The sequence below is a fragment of the Streptococcus sp. 2020WUSS089 genome (assembly GCF_044427405.1).
GTDB classification, from domain to species: Bacteria; Bacillota; Bacilli; order Lactobacillales; family Streptococcaceae; genus Streptococcus; species Streptococcus hashimotonensis.
In genome coordinates this window covers 470,844-487,670 of sequence record NZ_JAOTGD010000001.1, presented here as the reverse complement: position 1 = coordinate 487,670, position 16,827 = coordinate 470,844, and the positions used below count along the sequence as shown (strand labels likewise).

Annotated in this window: 14 protein-coding genes; all 14 read left to right on the top strand. The window is 38.7% G+C overall.

All coding sequences use genetic code 11. The annotated features are described in order from the left end of the window. Positions 1–35 precede the first annotated feature (35 nt). Positions 36–932: a PTS mannose/fructose/sorbose/N-acetylgalactosamine transporter subunit IIC gene (locus ODU46_RS02265; RefSeq protein WP_024384350.1), complete on the top strand. Its 897-nt coding sequence runs from the start codon at positions 36–38 to the stop codon at positions 930–932. Then, positions 919–1,737, top strand: coding sequence for a PTS system mannose/fructose/sorbose family transporter subunit IID (locus ODU46_RS02260; RefSeq protein ID WP_024384351.1), 819 nt, complete (start codon positions 919–921; stop codon positions 1,735–1,737). Before ODU46_RS02265 ends, ODU46_RS02260 begins: the two co-directional genes overlap by 14 nt. Then, entirely contained in the window at positions 1,737–2,138 is a 402-nt protein-coding gene (locus ODU46_RS02255; protein WP_029171419.1) for a PTS sugar transporter subunit IIA, read from the top strand. The genes ODU46_RS02260 and ODU46_RS02255 overlap by 1 nt, the downstream gene beginning before the upstream one ends. 358 nt (positions 2,139–2,496) lie before the next feature. Continuing rightward, entirely contained in the window at positions 2,497–3,498 is a 1,002-nt protein-coding gene (locus tag ODU46_RS02250) for an aldose epimerase family protein (RefSeq protein ID WP_074391579.1), read from the top strand. Positions 3,499–3,607: 109 nt separating this feature from the next. Beyond that, the gene (locus ODU46_RS02245) at positions 3,608–3,862 is read left to right on the top strand and encodes a DUF1912 family protein (protein ID WP_002943432.1); all 255 of its coding nucleotides are present in this window, start codon (positions 3,608–3,610) and stop codon (positions 3,860–3,862) included. Positions 3,863–4,040: 178 nt separating this feature from the next. Next, positions 4,041–4,427, top strand: coding sequence for a helix-hairpin-helix domain-containing protein (locus tag ODU46_RS02240; protein WP_398579174.1), 387 nt, complete (start codon positions 4,041–4,043; stop codon positions 4,425–4,427). A gap of 240 nt (positions 4,428–4,667) precedes the next feature. Beyond that, the gene (locus ODU46_RS02235) at positions 4,668–5,057 is read left to right on the top strand and encodes a VOC family protein (RefSeq protein ID WP_221864613.1); all 390 of its coding nucleotides are present in this window, start codon (positions 4,668–4,670) and stop codon (positions 5,055–5,057) included. Further along, positions 5,054–5,629: an AAA family ATPase gene (locus ODU46_RS02230; protein WP_253214751.1), complete on the top strand. Its 576-nt coding sequence runs from the start codon at positions 5,054–5,056 to the stop codon at positions 5,627–5,629. Before ODU46_RS02235 ends, ODU46_RS02230 begins: the two co-directional genes overlap by 4 nt. A gap of 35 nt (positions 5,630–5,664) precedes the next feature. After that, positions 5,665–6,939 carry a hypothetical protein gene (locus ODU46_RS02225; RefSeq protein WP_221864611.1) on the top strand — a complete coding sequence of 425 codons (1,275 nt, stop codon included), beginning with the start codon at positions 5,665–5,667 and terminating at the stop codon, positions 6,937–6,939. 27 nt (positions 6,940–6,966) lie between these two features. Next, positions 6,967–9,618: a valine--tRNA ligase gene (locus ODU46_RS02220; protein WP_398579173.1), complete on the top strand. Its 2,652-nt coding sequence runs from the start codon at positions 6,967–6,969 to the stop codon at positions 9,616–9,618. An 81-nt stretch (positions 9,619–9,699) separates the two neighbouring features. Then, a complete protein-coding gene (locus ODU46_RS02215) occupies positions 9,700–11,439 on the top strand; it encodes a DUF262 domain-containing protein (RefSeq protein WP_395381834.1) in 1,740 nt (579 codons plus the stop codon). A 294-nt stretch (positions 11,440–11,733) separates the two neighbouring features. Further along, entirely contained in the window at positions 11,734–12,537 is an 804-nt protein-coding gene (locus ODU46_RS02210; protein ID WP_395381835.1) for a Fic family protein, read from the top strand. Between the two features lie 68 nt (positions 12,538–12,605). Next, positions 12,606–13,868 carry a DUF5677 domain-containing protein gene (locus ODU46_RS02205; RefSeq protein ID WP_395381837.1) on the top strand — a complete coding sequence of 421 codons (1,263 nt, stop codon included), beginning with the start codon at positions 12,606–12,608 and terminating at the stop codon, positions 13,866–13,868. 72 nt (positions 13,869–13,940) lie between these two features. Further along, positions 13,941–16,814, top strand: a complete 2,874-nt coding sequence (locus ODU46_RS02200; RefSeq protein ID WP_398579172.1) for a DUF3427 domain-containing protein — start codon at positions 13,941–13,943, stop codon at positions 16,812–16,814. The last annotated feature ends 13 nt before the right edge of the window (positions 16,815–16,827 follow it).

Genomic DNA, 16,827 nt, shown 5'->3' with positions numbered 1-16,827 from the left:
TCGGATATTTTTGAAAAATTTAAAGGAGGATCACTATTATGCAATGGTGGCAAATATTACTTCTAACGCTCTACTCTGCTTACCAGATTTGTGACGAGCTGACAATTGTATCGTCAGCAGGTTCACCAGTCTTTGCAGGGTTTATCACTGGTTTAATCATGGGCGATATGACAACAGGTTTGGCAATTGGTGCCAGCTTGCAGTTGATGGTGCTTGGTGTAGGTACTTTTGGTGGTGCGTCACGTATTGATGCAACATCTGGTGCGGTATTGGCGACAGCCTTCTCTGTATCACAAGGTATTGACCCTGAACTTGCAGTAGCTACTATCGCAGTTCCAGTAGCAGCACTTCTTGTTTATACAGATATTGCTGGTCGTTTCTCAACTACTTTCTTTGCACACCGTGTAGATGCGGCGATTGAACGCTTTGACTACGCTGGTATCGAACGCAACTATCTGCTTGGTGCAATTCCTTGGGCACTTTCTCGTGCACTTCCAGTTTTCCTTGCCCTTGCTTTTGGTGGTGAGTTTGTAGATGCAATGGTTAAAACTATTGAACAATACCAATGGATTGCCAACGGTTTGACGCTTGCAGCTCGTATGCTTCCAGGTCTTGGTTTTGCAATCTTGCTTCACTATCTTCCACTTAAACGTAACCTTCACTACTTGGCGGTAGGTTTCGCTCTTACAGCTATGTTGACTGTTCTTTACGGTAACGTATCAGCTTTGGGTGGTGCAGTTGCTGGTATCGTTGGCACTCTTCCTGAAGATGCAGGCGTAAGCTTTGTCAATAACTTCAAAGGTTTGTCAATGATTGGTATCGCTATTGTGGGGGCATTCCTTTCAGTGATTCACTTCAAAAATAGCCAAAAAGTAACTGTGGTTGCTCCATCAAATTCAGAAAGTGGGGAAATTGAAGATGACGAAATCTAATTACAAATTAACAAAAGAAGATTTTAATCAAATCAACAAACGTAGCTTGTTCACTTTCCAACTTGGTTGGAACTATGAGCGGATGCAGGCATCTGGCTACCTCTACATGATTTTGCCACAATTGCGTAAAATGTATGGAGATGGTACTCCTGAGTTGAAGGAAATGATGAAATTGCATACTCAGTTCTTCAATACTTCACCATTTTTCCATACCATCATCACAGGTATTGACTTGGCACTTGAAGAAAGTGACGGTGTGGCTTCTAAAGATGCGGTTAACGGTATCAAGACTGGTTTGATGGGACCATTTGCCCCAATTGGTGACTCAATCTTTGGTTCATTGGTACCAGCTATCATGGGTACTGTTGCAGCGACTATGGCGGCTCAAGGTCAGCCTTGGGGTATCTTCCTTTGGGTAGCAGTAGCAGTGGTTTATGACATCTTCCGTTGGAAACAGTTGGAAGTTGCCTACAAAGAAGGTACTAAGTTGATTACAACCATGCGCGATCGCTTGACAGCTCTTGTTGATGCTGCTTCAGTCATGGGTGTCTTCATGATGGGTGCCTTGATTGCAACTATGATTAACTTTGAAGTGACTTGGGCTCCAACTGTAGGTGAGAAAGTGATTGACATTCAAGACTTGCTCAACACAATCTTCCCTCGCCTTGTTCCAGCTGTCTTTACAGGTTTTGTATTCTGGTTGCTCGGTCGTAAAGGTATGACCTCTACCAAGGCTATCTTGATCATCATTGCGCTTGCTCTTTGCTTGTCAGCAATCGGTCATTTCGCATTTGGTATGGCATAATGACTAGAAGTTTAGTATTAGTAAGTCATGGTATCTTCTGCGAGGAGTTGAAAAAATCTACTGAAATGATTATGGGTCCTCAAGAGGACATCTATACAGTAGCTTTATTACCAGAAGAAGGTCCAGAAGACTTCCAGAAAAAATTTGAAGAAACAATTGCAAGATTGGAAGATTTCGTTGTCTTCGCAGACTTGTTGGGCGGTACACCAGCCAACGTCGTATCACGAAAATTGATTGAAGGTGGGCAGTTTGACCTCTATGCAGGTATGAACATGCCAATGGTTATCGGCTTCTTGAACGGCGTCCTGCTTGGTGAAGCCGTAGACTATGTCGAATTTGGTACAAGCAACCTTGTCCACGTCAATAGCCTATTAACAAGTGATGAGGATGACGATGAGTGAAACAGTTCGGTGAACTGTTTCAGCTGGTCACCTTGAAATAAGAAAGTGACCACAGAAAGCCTGAGCCTAGAAACGGGAGAGTGAGCTAACTCAGCCGATTGTTACAGACGGATTTGATTTTCGTTAATTATAAAATGTTCTATAGTTGATAGGCTTTAAGTATCCTGAGGCTGGGCAGAAAGTCCAGCCTCGCTTCTCAGAGTTCGTGTCAACATCTCAGCGCAGTGGTTGATTGGCAGATTTGTTCGTGTTTCCCACTCCCAATCTGACCTAATCAACTGTGCGGGGGTGGGAAGACGAACTCTTTTTAGACTGGTCGAGTTCTTTCCCACTCCCATTTGGCTTATGAGGAAAAGAAATGATTGAAGTAAAAACATTTGGTGAAAAAGCAAAACTGTATTGCTTGGAAAACAAGAATGGGATGCAGGTAACCTTGACGGATTTTGGAGCTAGAGTGGTAGAAGTGCTTCTGCCAGTAGAAGAGAATGGCGGTTTACGAAATGTCAGTTTGGCGGCTAAGTCGGATGAAGATTACCGCAAGACAGATTTGTATCCTGGTTCAACAATTATCCCAGTAGCGGGGCGTATTTCAGGAGCCCAAGCTGAGATAAAGGGAACAAGCTACCATTTCACAGAAAATGAACCTGGTAGGACTCTACACGGTGGGGTTGACACGGCAAATGAGCAGTACTGGGACGTTGAGCTAGACCATGAGAGAAATCAAGTGACCTTTGGTATGGTCCTAAAAGATGGTTTTAATGGCTTTCCTGGTGATGTGAGGGTCAAGGCTATTTATTGTTTGACGGATAAAAATGAATTGACGGTTGACTACCAGGCTGTATCGGATAAGGATACGATTTTTAATCCGACCAACCATATCTATTTCAACTTGACTGGTGATTTTCAACGGTCAGTTGCCGAGCACCGTATTAAAATTGCTGCGAATCACTATGCTCCGCTTGGGGAGGATAACCTGCCAACGGGTGTCTTAGAAGATGTGACAGGGACGCCGTTTGATTTTAGAGATTTTGCGCCTTTTACTCAGGGATTTGATAGCCAATATCCTCAAAATGTGTTGGTAAAAGGCTATGACCACCCATGGGTATTGGAAGAGGTGGATATTCCGGTAGAAGTTTTGAGTCCAGATGGGAAAATTGGACTCAGTGTCAAAACCAACCAGCCTGCGGTCGTTATTTATACATATAATTTTCCTGTTGAAGCTTTGGCCTGTTACCACGGTGTCTTTAGTTTAGAGTGTCAGGCCTTGCCGAATGCGTGCAATGTCGATGGATTTGGTTCGATTTTGTTAGAACAAGGAGAAGAATTTTTGTCTAAAACGACCTATCGTTTTACTTGGTAAAAAAATGAGGACTCTAACTGTGTTACAGTTAGGGTTTTCTTGTGTTTTCTAGAAAATATGGTATAATAAACCGGTGTGTTTCAATTGAAGCAGGCGAAAGAGGAAAATAATGACAAAAGAACAAGAATTTTTAAAAGAATTTGAAGCTTGGGTCAACACTCAGGTCATGGTAAACGAAATGGCGGTTGAAGAAAGTCGTCGTGTCTTGGAAGAAGACAAAGATGAGCGTGCAGCGGATGCTTATATTCGTTATGAGAGCAAGTTGGATGCCTATCGATTCATTCAAGGGAAATTTGCCAACTACCACGCTGGCAAAGGTTTTCATGATTTACCAGATGAGTTGTTTGGTCAGAGGCATTATTAAGAAACTATATTCACAGTTCAGCATTTCTATCTAAGGCTAGTTCTTCAGCTATTCATCGTTGTTTTTTTCAAAATACAGTCAGTATTTCCTCAAAAAACGGCCTTGATTAGTGAAAAACTATTTCTTATATATAGGCACTTTACTTGTGAGTACAGGTTCTAAGGAGAAAGGAGTTAACATGGCAAAGAAAAAAGTAAATCGAAAAAAACAATTGAAAAAACAATTAGCAGACTTGAAACGTGCAGGTCGTGTAGGTCTTGAAAGAGCAGCAGAGGTAGTAGAGACAGTTGCTCACAAGACTGAGGCTGTAGTAGAGCATGCTGTGGAACAAGTGAAAGAAGTTGTAGCAGAGGTGGCTTCTTCAGCGACTTCATTGGAAGACTTCTTGGCACTTCCTGAGTTGGAAGGTATTGCGGCAGCACGTTTGGAAACCTTCTACGAAGCAGGTATTCAATCTGTGGCTGATTTTGCAAGCCACACAGAAAAAGAGCTCTTGGCTCTTAAAGGCATTGGTCCTGCAACTATCAAGCAATTGAAAGAAAAAGGGATTGAGTTGAAAGCTTAAATCTCTTGCTTTTCAAGGTGCAATTTGTTACAATAAAGCCATTCAGAGGTGTTTTGAGCCCCATTTGTCACAGGAAGCGGTGGTACTGAGAAATCCGCACAAATGTCAAAACTGGTTGCTGATGATGTGAATCGAATAAGCAAAGTGCAGATAGTTTATCTGAACAAGGGTGGTACCGCGGAATAACTTCGTCCCTGTCTAGCAAGTCTAGGCAGGGATTTTCATTTGGAAAGGAGAAATATGCTACATCATGTTGAAATATATGTTTCAGACTTGGCAACCTCACGTGCATTTTACGATTTTCTTCTGACCAAGCTGGGCTACTCGCTCTATCAGGAGTGGGATAAAGGGCTGTCTTATAAAAAAGCAGAGCAGTACCTGGTCTTTGTCCAAACGTCAAAGGACTTCCTAGAGGCAGGTTATCACCGGTGCCGTACAGGTCTCAATCATCTAGCTTTTCATGCGGGAACACCAGATGAAATTGACCAATGGCGGAAGGAATTTTTGACCAGACGAGTCAAGTTGCTCTACGACGACCGCTATCCACATGCAGGAGGACCAGACCACTATGCCCTCTATTTGGAAGACCCAGATGGGATAAAGATAGAGTTGGTAGGGGAGGCTGTATGAATCTAATTATTATTGGAGCACAAGCTTCTGGCAAGATGACCGTTGGGCAGGAAGTTGCGAAATTGACAGGGATGACCCTCTTTCATAATCACGATTCGATTGATTTTAGCTTACGTTTTATTCCAGAATTTTCTGAGGATATGTTCGACCTCAATACACGTATTACATTTGCTGTTTATGATGTGTTTGCTAGTTCAGGTCGCCCACTGATTGGAACTGCCTTGATTAATTTTAAAAATCTCATAGATGTTCAATTCCTTACAACAGTTCAGACGATTTTTCATCATCATGGTCAGGAAATTTTATTTGTTGAATTGGAAACTGCTTTAGAAGAACGTCTGCGGCGTAATCGGACAGAAAATAGACTGACCCATAAACCTTTGAAACGAAACATTGAAGTTTCAGAGGCTGAGATTCTTTCCACAGCTGATACATGTCAATATACCTCATTAGGCATTCCAGAGGGCATTCAGAATTATCTCAAAATTAATAATACCCATCTTTCTGCTAATGAAGTTGCTCAACTGATTATCCAAAAAATGGAGGAGCTTGAGCAAGAACAAACGAAATAGCCAGCCCGAAGGACTGACTATTTCTAGGAGATTATATGAAAAAGAATTTAAACAGAATAATTAGTTTTATTATTTTTATTGTGATTATTTTTCTGATTGCCTTGCCGTTGTTAGAACATTCTCTAAATGAGTTTTCCTTTTTGGGAGATATAAAGTTATATTTTTCATCAGATGGTAATAAGAGTTATTTTGAAGTGATGTTGTCGGTAATTACAGTATTGACAACTTTTCTGGTCTTTTATTGGCAGAATCAAATAGAGATAAATAATAAAAATAAAGAAATAAAACAAGAAAAAGAAAAGCAGGAACAACTTTACTTAGAACAAAGAGAGCGAGAACATGCAGTTGTGCGACCTTTGTTCTTGGTGGAATTACAAGGAAAAAATTCAGTAATTAAATTATTCCTCAGAGAAAGTGCCCCTCTAACTAATATTACGGTATACTATCAAAATGTAGAAAATGAAAGTTTTCAAGAGGAGTTTGTTGGAAATGCTGTTTCTGGAGACTGTATTTTTAGATTTGACTCCGATAAACTTGAGTCAGCGATTATTGAGTGTAGAACATACCTAGAGGAACAGATTTATTTTCAATATCATGTTGGAAATAACCTAATTCACTATAGGGTGGTTGACGGAGAAGATTTAAGCTATATTAGCGGAGTGCTAAAAAGACGCATTTTAAATAACATTGTTGAAAATAGTTTGAACCATGTAATTGAAATATATCATATTCAGTTACAACATTCACTGCATGAATCGATTTTTTTCAATAAGTTTATAGATTTTTTCTCAACTCACAAGCAGTATTGGAGAACAGCGGGAGAAGATAAATTATTTAAATTATCTGTAATACTAGGGGAAGATAACATTGAAGCAGCCCTGAGCCAATCAATTGGTCTAGATAGTAAGCAAAATTATAAACAAACTCCAGAGATATTTACTGACTTATTGACAGTGATCAATAAGTATTTGAAAGATGTTTTTTCTACGAATTGTGAGGAGGCTCCAAAAGAGCGAGAGTACTTTATAGGAAATATAGTGAACTATCGGGAAACAGAGATAGGAAAATATATAGAGATATTTCGTAATGAGCCGATTGATCGAGAAACAATTACTAAGTACATTGATGATTTGATAGTGTATCTGAAGAGAGAGAAACAAATGGTTGATTTTCCACTTAGGATTGTTGAAGTTTATTTAAAACGTTATGTGACCGTTTCTAAAGCTATAATAGGGTATTCAAACGAAGTCGAGTATGTTAAAACACAAATTAGGAATGATTTAAGAGAAGTGTTTAGTAAATATATTTAATAAGATAAAGTTAGAAAGGACAATACTATGTCAAAAGAATTATCACCAAAATACAATCCAGCCGAGGTTGAGGCTGGTCGTTACCAAACTTGGTTGGACCAAGATGTCTTTAAGCCGTCAGGCGATGCGGCGGCAAAGCCTTATTCTATCGTCATTCCGCCGCCAAACGTAACTGGTAAGTTGCACTTGGGACACGCTTGGGATACCACCCTTCAAGACATCATCATCCGTCAAAAACGCATGCAGGGCTTTGACACTCTCTGGCTTCCAGGTATGGACCACGCGGGGATTGCCACTCAGGCTAAGGTTGAGGAACGCTTGCGTGAGCAAGGCGTGACCCGTTATGATCTTGGTCGTGAAAAATTCCTCGACAAAGTCTGGGAATGGAAGGATGAGTACGCAGCGACCATTCGTGAGCAATGGGGTAAGTTGGGTCTGTCTTTGGACTACCAACGTGACCGCTTCACGCTGGACGAAGGCTTGTCGAAAGCTGTTCGCAAGGTCTTTGTAGAACTCTATAAAAAAGGCTGGATCTACCGTGGCGAATTTATCATCAACTGGGACCCAGCGGCTCGCACAGCTCTTTCAGATATTGAAGTTATTCACAAGGACGTAGAAGGTGCCTTCTACCACATGAATTACATGTTGGAAGACGGCTCTCGTGCCCTTCAAGTTGCGACAACCCGTCCTGAAACCATGTTCGGTGACGTTGCGGTGGCGGTTAACCCGGAAGACCCACGTTACAAGGACTTGAGTGGCAAAAACGTTATCCTGCCAATCGTTAACAAGCCAATCCCAATCGTTGCGGATGAACACGCAGACCCAGAATTCGGTACGGGGGTTGTGAAAATCACTCCTGCCCACGATCCAAATGACTTCCTCGTAGGTCAACGCCACAATCTGCCACAAGTCAACGTTATGAACGACGACGGTACTATGAACGAGTTGGCAGGCGAATTTGCTGGTATGGACCGCTTTGAAGCCCGGAAGGCAACAGTTGCGAAGTTGCAAGAACTGGGTGCCCTTGTTGAAATCGAAAACCGAGTGCATTCCGTTGGACACTCTGAGCGTACAGGTGTGGTAGTTGAGCCACGCTTGTCAACCCAGTGGTTTGTTAAAATGGACCAACTGGCTAAGAATGCCATTGCCAACCAAGACACCGCTGACAAGGTAGAATTTTACCCACCACGTTTCAACGATACCTTCCTACAATGGATGGAAAATGTACATGACTGGGTTATCTCGCGTCAGCTTTGGTGGGGGCATCAGATTCCAGCATGGTATAACGAATCTGGCGAAATGTACGTCGGAGAAGAGGCTCCAGCAGGTGACGGTTGGGTACAGGATGAGGATGTCCTAGATACCTGGTTCAGCTCTGCCCTTTGGCCATTCTCAACCATGGGCTGGCCTGACGAAAATGCGGCGGACTTCCAGCGTTACTTCCCAACTTCAACCTTGGTAACGGGCTACGACATCATCTTCTTCTGGGTGTCGCGGATGATTTTCCAATCGCTTGAGTTCACAGGCCGTCAGCCATTCAAGAACGTGCTAATCCACGGTTTGATCCGTGACGAAGAAGGTCGCAAGATGTCCAAGTCGCTCGGAAACGGGATTGACCCAATGGATGTCATCGAGAAATACGGTGCGGACGCTTTGCGTTGGTTCCTGTCAAACGGCTCTGCCCCTGGTCAAGATGTTCGCTTCTCTTACGAGAAGATGGACGCGTCTTGGAACTTCATCAACAAGATTTGGAACATTTCCCGCTATATCCTTATGAACAATGAAGGTTTGACCTTGGATGCAGCGCGTGAGAATGTTGCAAAAGTTGCAGCTGGCGAGGCTGGTAACGTGACGGACCGCTGGATTCTCCACAACCTCAATGAAACCATTGCCAAGGTCACTGAAAACTTCGACAAGTTCGAGTTTGGTGTGGCTGGTCACATCCTCTACAACTTCATCTGGGAAGAGTTCGCCAACTGGTATGTCGAGCTGACCAAGGAGGTGCTCTACAGCGATAACGAGGCTGAAAAAGTCATGACCCGCTCTGTCCTTCTCTACACGCTGGACCAAATCCTTCGCCTCCTCCACCCAATCATGCCATTTGTGACGGAAGAGATCTTCGCCCAGTACGCAGAGGGCTCTATCGTGGTGGCGGCCTACCCTGTTGTCAACCCAGCATTTGAAAATGCGGAAGCACATAAGGGAGTGGAAAGCCTCAAGGATTTGATTCGTTCGGTGCGAAATAGCAGAGCAGAAGTGAATGTCGCTCCTTCTAAGCCGATTACCATTTTGATTAAGACGGCGGATGCTGAGCTTGAAACCTTCTTCAAGGCTAACGAAAACTACATCCGACGCTTTACAAACCCAGAACATCTGGAAATCAGCTCAGGTATCGTTGCACCAGAATTAGCCATGTCAGCTGTTATCACCGGTGCTGAAATCTTCTTGCCACTAGCCGACCTACTCAACGTCGAAGAAGAGTTGGCTCGACTAGACAAAGAACTAGCCAAATGGCAAAAAGAACTAGACATGGTCGGCAAAAAACTCAGCAACGAACGCTTCGTCGCCAACGCCAAACCAGAAGTCGTTGAAAAAGAAAAAGAAAAACAAGCCGACTACCAAGCAAAATATGATGCGACAGTAACGCGGATTGAAGAGATGAAGAAGTTGGTGGGGTGAGGTTTTAATAATTATGAAAACGTTAGCAAATGCTAACGTTTTTTGGTATAATGAAGAAAAATTTAGGAATAGGAGATAAATATGAAATTTGTACCTGAAGATATTGATGTTAGGAGACTATTGAATTCGTATCCGAGATTTGTTATTCCACCCTTTCAAAGAGATTATTCTTGGGATAAGAATTTTTATAAAAAATTCATAGATGATCTGATAACTAATATAAAAAATGATAGTAGTGTACTGAATATTGATGATTATTTTATTGGAACAATGGTTTTCACTGGTCAACTTACTGATAATACATTAGATGTTGTAGATGGTCAACAGAGGCTCACAGTCATAACAATATTACTATCTGCAATTTCTCAAAAATTCAAAGAGATCTCTGAAGATAGCCTAGTTGGTGCAACTTTTAACTATATTAAGAGTAAGGATGATTATGGGGAGTCTATTACTCGATTAACAAGCGCTAGCTCTTTTCCTTACTTTGATGCATATGTACAATCTTTAGACAAATCTCATGCTCCTGAAGTTTCCAATGAAGAAGAAGAAACAATAAAGAAAACTTATGATTTTTTTAGTGACTATTTAGTTGAAGAAAATCTTAGGAAATCTTTTAATATATTTAACGACATTGCATACAAGGATATATTGATTGCGATTAGGGATCAAATTTTAAAATCTAAGCTGATTGCTATAACAACTGACGAAAAAGAGAGTGCGTATATGATTTTTGAAATCTTAAACGCCAAAGGTAAGAGTTTAGAAAGCATTGATCTTGTTAAGAATATTATATTTGAATCTTTTCACAATAACGAAAATTCTATGCGAGATACTGCTGAAAAATATTGGGAAGAAATGAAGGTTGCTTTGAGGGATAGAAGGAATGGTATTGGCTTAGCTACTTTTTATAGACATTTTTGGATTTCCAAATATAAAAAAGTAACAAATATTAAGCTTTATGATTCATTTAAGACGGAATTTAAACCGAAAACATCAGAAAATTATTTAGCTTTTATAAAAGAATTAAGAGATGAAGCGAAAAGCTATTCTAAAATAATTTCGCCAAGACTTGAAGATTATTCAAATAGACAAGAGTATATTCCCTTGGTTCAGTCACTTTCAGAAATAAGTCAAACGTTTGGTAATGTTCAGAGTAGAATAGTATTTTTAGCTTTATTGGATGTTAAGTCCCGAAATTTAATAAAGTTGGAGCAGCTTATTAAAGCGATCAAGTTTGTTGAAAGTTTTATTTTTACATACTCAATTTTGTTGAAAAAACAAGCTAATATGTTTGAAAGTAATTTTTCTAAATTAGCTATATCTCTTAGAAAATGTAAAACTAAGGAAGAGGTACACGATGTTCTTGAGAACCAATTATACACGAACTTTAGGAAAAAAGTACCAAAATATGATGAATTTGAAAGTGCTTTTTTAAATCTTGAATATTCAGCTAAAAGGAATATTTCTACAAATTTAGCAACTAAATATATTATTAAGCGTATTAATCAAACTAAAGAAGACGTTCCAATTTTTGAACAGGGGATGACAATCGAGCATATTATGGGAGAAGATCTAGATAAGGATTATACACTTAACATAGGTAACTTAATTTTATTGACACAAAAACTTAATAATGAAGCCGGAGACAGTGAATATTTAATTAAGAGGGATACTTACAAAAAAGCGAAAAATATATTAGTTGAAGAGTTGTTAGAAAAATATCCAGATACCTTTGATAAAGAAACGATTAAAGAGAGAGCAAAAGAACTGTCCGAATATTGTTACAACAATATTATATCGGTTGATTTGGGGTTATAAATATATTTAGATTATGCTGATTAGATATCTTCTAGAAAACAGGTGTTTACATGACAAATTCTGTAAGTTCACGCCAGCAGGGGAAGTTTGCCATTGCAGAATTCTTCTCATGGTGAATTGATGAGCAGACCAACGAGTTCAGAGTGGTGTATGCAATGAATTTGATAACTATGCCAGACCTATTGATTAGTTGAAGTAGCCGTACTTGATGAAATGCTATATAAACAAATCCCCAGCCTAAAAAGGCTGGGTTTTGTGGTATAATAAGGCTAGAAATTCAAACAGGAGGAGTCTATGCAACCAACTTACAACATTGATAATCCCAATCTTTCCTACGAAGCCAAGCAAGAACTCTGGGAAACGGGTTTTGGTCTTCAAAAAGTGGATGGGTTGACTCCGTCTGTTTATATGAAAAAGTTGGCTGATAGGCAGGCTCGAGGAGAGTACACCTATGAGCAGGTGTACGAGGAAATTACGAAATACCACCAGTCAACTGACGCCAGTACGCAAGAGGCAGATATTGTCTCTCTCCGAATTGTTGAAATGCTTTCTCAAAACGGTTTTAGCCTCCGACCAACCACTCTCTTACATATCCACAAAGAACTCTTTCAGGATATTTTTGACAGCAGTATTCCAGTAGGTGAGTATCGAACGGTTAACATTACAAAAAATGAGCCAGTTTTAAAGGGGGACACTGTGATTTATTCGGATTTTCCATTGATCGCCGCCACTTTGGATTATGATTTCCAGCAAGAAAGAGATTTTTCTTATATTGGGTTAGATAAACAAACCATTGTTGCTCATACCCAATCCTTTATTTCAGGTGTTTGGCAAATCCACCCATTCCGTGAAGGAAACACTCGAACAATCACCGTATTTCTTATCAAATACCTTCGCTCACTTGGATTCGACATTGACAACGAGCCTTTTCAAAAACATGCCAAATACTTTCGAGATGCCCTTGTACTTGACAATGCTAAGTTAGTCAATAAACGCTCAGACTTTTTAACCGCCTTCTTTGAAAATCTCCTCTTGAATGGTCAGAATGATTTATCGAGTGAGAAGATGTATGAAAAATTACGGCTAGAGAATAAATAATATAGTACCATTGTTAGACGAACTTGTTTTGGCTAAATGAAATAGTGAAGTAAGTATGTGAGGGAAAAATGGAAAAAGAGATAGGCTTTACAGATTACTGTCCTTGTAGAAGTGGTAAGAGTTATGAGAGGTGTTGTAAATTAAAGAATATTAAATGGACGATTTCGGACACAACCATAACACGAACGCAACTGCTTGATTCAGATTCAATAGAAATCTTAGATGAGATACAAAGGAACTTTAAAGAGCTATATGGTCGTGAGGTAAAAGGTGAAGACTATATTTTTAATTTTGTTCCTAATTTTAGGAATGAGTCAATTTTGCGTATTATGGAAACAATGCGTATGGCAAATATTTCAGAGGAAATTATTTATGCATATTTTAAAACAGATGGTCTGTTACCAATAGAGGAGCTTAATGTTGAAAAAATACCTGATGGTTATTTGCAGGAATTTAACGATTTTGTTTCTGAATATGAGGAAGCGATGTCGTCGGAGTCAGAAGATAGTATCAATGCAATACAGTATGTTGCTATCGTGAATGAAGTCATGGAAGCAACATTGAATCTGGTAAGCAATCAAATCATTATGTGTTTGACGGATTTTATTTATAGACACACCTATGGTGAAGTGATTACCGATTTTCAATTAGAAAACGAACTGGACTATTGTATGTTTTCTGCTTTAAAAACTATAAAAACTCTCGAGAGTGTTTCTGTATTAAAGTCAGAGTTCGTTGCAGAATCAATTTATGCTTTAGGTCGAAGTATATTTGAAAACTATTTATATTTATGTGCCATTCATCAAGATAAGGATTTTTTTAAAGAAAAAATGTATCCTAAAATCGATAGCAATGCTTTTGAATTTGAAAAATACTCAGATGGGAGAACTAATTATAATAGAGTAATTAATTTAAAAACTGGTGAGATTCATAATACAAAAGTTTTGTTAAGTGATCTAAAAAATAAATTGAAAGATCCACGAGATAGAGAACTTTATTATATTTTTTATCAAACAGCATGCCAATTTGTACATGTTGATATTTTGAGTGCTAAGAGTTACTTTAAATGTAATGATCCTTATGATGAGTTAAATCAGTCATTAGTTGCAAGTATAATTATCAATGCCTTAAGTTTACTGTTATTAAAAGAGATATGTAAAAATAGAGAAGTTCAAAACCAATTTAAGATTGATTGTGAGTTTCTAACGAACCAACTATCTAGAAATATCGTTAACTGTTTAAAACTAATTCAAGCGGATAAGGAAAAGTCGAATCTAATTATAAGTACCCTTCTTGAACGATTTGACAATGTGGAGGATAATTCTGGATAGAGTGTTAGCAGCGCTTACTTGGGATGTTTGTAACACTTAGAAAATAAACATGTTTAAAAAAGGAAATCTATAATGCCCAACAACAACTTATTCCAAGACCATCTTCTTCACTCTTTGCAATATGGTTTTATCGATAGAGAGATTTTTCAAGAAGGAGGCTATTCGCCTAAAATTTTAATTAATGATACAGAAACTCATCGTTATGTTTTAAATGATATTCAAGAAGAATTAAGCAAGGCTAAATCCTTTGCTTTCAGTGTGGCTTTTATTACTCAGTCTGGACTAGCCCTGATTAAAAGTCAATTATCAGATTTGGCAGATGAGGGAGTTCGGGGGAGAATTTTAATTTCTCCGTATCTGGATTTCAACGATCCCATAGTGATGAAAGAATTGCTTAAACTGAAAAATGTCCAAGTACGGATAACACCAGTCAATATGCAAATGCATGCTAAGTTTTATCTGTTTGAGCAAAAAGATAAACAAGTTATCATTTCTGGTAGTTCCAATTTAACGCATACGGCTTTAAAAGTGAACTATGAGTGGAATGTGAAGTTAACATCTACACATAATGGTGATTTTATTCAGAACGCAAAAGAAGAGTTTGAGCGTATTTGGGAAAAATCAATCGTTTTAGATATAGAAGCAATCAATGCTTATGCATCTCGTCGTAGTACAGTGATACGTACAGCAACGATTCAGGATGAGACGATAGCATCTTACCAAGAATCCATACGTCCCAACAAGATGCAAGAGCAGGCTTTGGAAGGTCTCGCAACCGTAAGGAAAAATGGTGCACAAAAAGCTCTGGTCATTAGTGCAACTGGAACAGGTAAAACCTATCTTTCTGCCTTTGATGTCAAACAATATAATCCAGAGAAAATGTTGTTTATTGTCCATCGAGAACAAATTCTTCAAAAATCATTAAAAGATTTTCAAAAAGTGTTAGGATTTGAAGATGATGAAGGGTGCATTTATAAGAGTGGGACGGATATATCACAGAAGAGGTATATCTTTGCGACCATTCAGACCATTTCGAGAGCAGATAACCTTCAAGCATTTGACCCAACTTTCTTTAACTATATTTTGATTGATGAGGTTCATAAAGCTGGTGCAGACACCTATAAAAAAGTGATGAGTTATTTTCAGCCAGATTTTTATTTAGGGATGACAGCAACACCGGAGCGAACAGATGGACAAAATATTTATGAGCTTTTTGACTATAACATTGCCTATGAGATTCGTTTACAAGAGGCACTTGATAACGATATGCTCTGTCCATTTATATACTACGGCGTTTCAGACATTAAGGTTGATGGCCAGTTAATAGATGAGAAAGCTAGCTTTTCTAATCTAGTCTCAGAACAACGTGTCAATCATATTTTAGAAAAAGTTTCTTATTATGGAGTAAGTGGTGAGGCGGTAAAAGGATTGATTTTCTGTTCGTCTGTTAAAGAGGCGAAGGAATTTGAAAGCCAGTTCAATAATAGAGGACTTCGTACACGCGCTCTTTCTGGAGAAAATAGTCAAGAAGAGCGACAGCGAGTTGTTCAAGACTTAGAAAATGGGTATCTGGACTATATTTTAACGGTTGATATTTTTAATGAGGGAATTGATATTCCGAGTGTCAACCAGGTTGTTATGCTTCGTAATACCCAATCGAGTATCATTTTTATTCAACAATTAGGTCGAGGTTTACGAAAGCACGATTCCAAAGAATATGTTACGATTATTGATTTTATTGGAAACTATCAAAACAACTATCTAATTCCAGTGGCACTTTTTGGCGACCAGTCTATGAACAAGGACAATTATCGTCGTGAAGTCAGAGAGCCCAATATATTAAAAGGATTGACGACAATTAACTTTGAGAAGGTTGCCAAAGAACAAATTTTTTCATCTATCACAAACACGACACTTTCATCAATTAAAATTTTACGAGATGCTTTTAAAGACTTAGAGAACAAGTTGGGTAGAATTCCATATCTATCAGATTTTGTAAAATTGAAAAGCATTGATCCGCTTGTCTTTTTTGAAAATTCCAGTTTTCAAAATTATGGAGATGTCATCAATAAATTTTCAGAAGAAACAATTCTTCTATCAGAAGTTGAAAAGCGATTTTTGAATTTTATTACCTTTGAAATTTTGAATGGAAAACGAAAACATGAACTGTATTTGTTGAAATTACTTGTCGAAAATGATGGCATAGTTTCATCAGATAAATGGTTTGAAACGATTATTGAGCACGACTTGGATTTCAGAACAGAAGTTCTGGACTCTGTAACAAGGGTGTTGAATTTATCGTTTTTAAAAGCACAAGAGCAGAAGAAATATGATACGGATGCACTGGTTACTTTTGGCGGTGAACTGTATCGGTTAAATGAAGAAATCCAAGAATCTTTGGTGAATAATACCAAATTCATTCAATTATTTTTGGATGTTATTGAAACAGGGATTCTAAAATCGAAAGATTACCCTGAAATTTTCACACTTGGTCAAAAGTATACCCGACGTGATGTACTTAAATTAATGAATGTCTCAAAAGACGAGCCGCCTTTAAATATTGGTGGATATAAAATAGACAAGGAAACCAATTCTTGCCCGATTTTCATCACTTACCATAAAAGTGAAGATATTAGTGACACCATAAAATACGAGGACGAACTTCTGAATGAGTCGACTTTGAAGTGGTTTTCAAAGAACAAACGTACATTAGATTCTAATGATGTATCGACGATTACTCAATCTAATGAAAATGAATTGAGGTTAGAACTTTTTGTCATAAAAGATGATTCAGAAGGTGGAGAATTTTATTATCTTGGTCCACTAAGATACATTGAAAATAGTGCAAGTGAAATGATGAAAAATGGAGACTCCGTCGTTCAAATGTTATTTAAGCTGGATTCACCAGTGGAGACGAACTTGTATAAATACCTGACGGATAAATAAAAAGATAGAGATT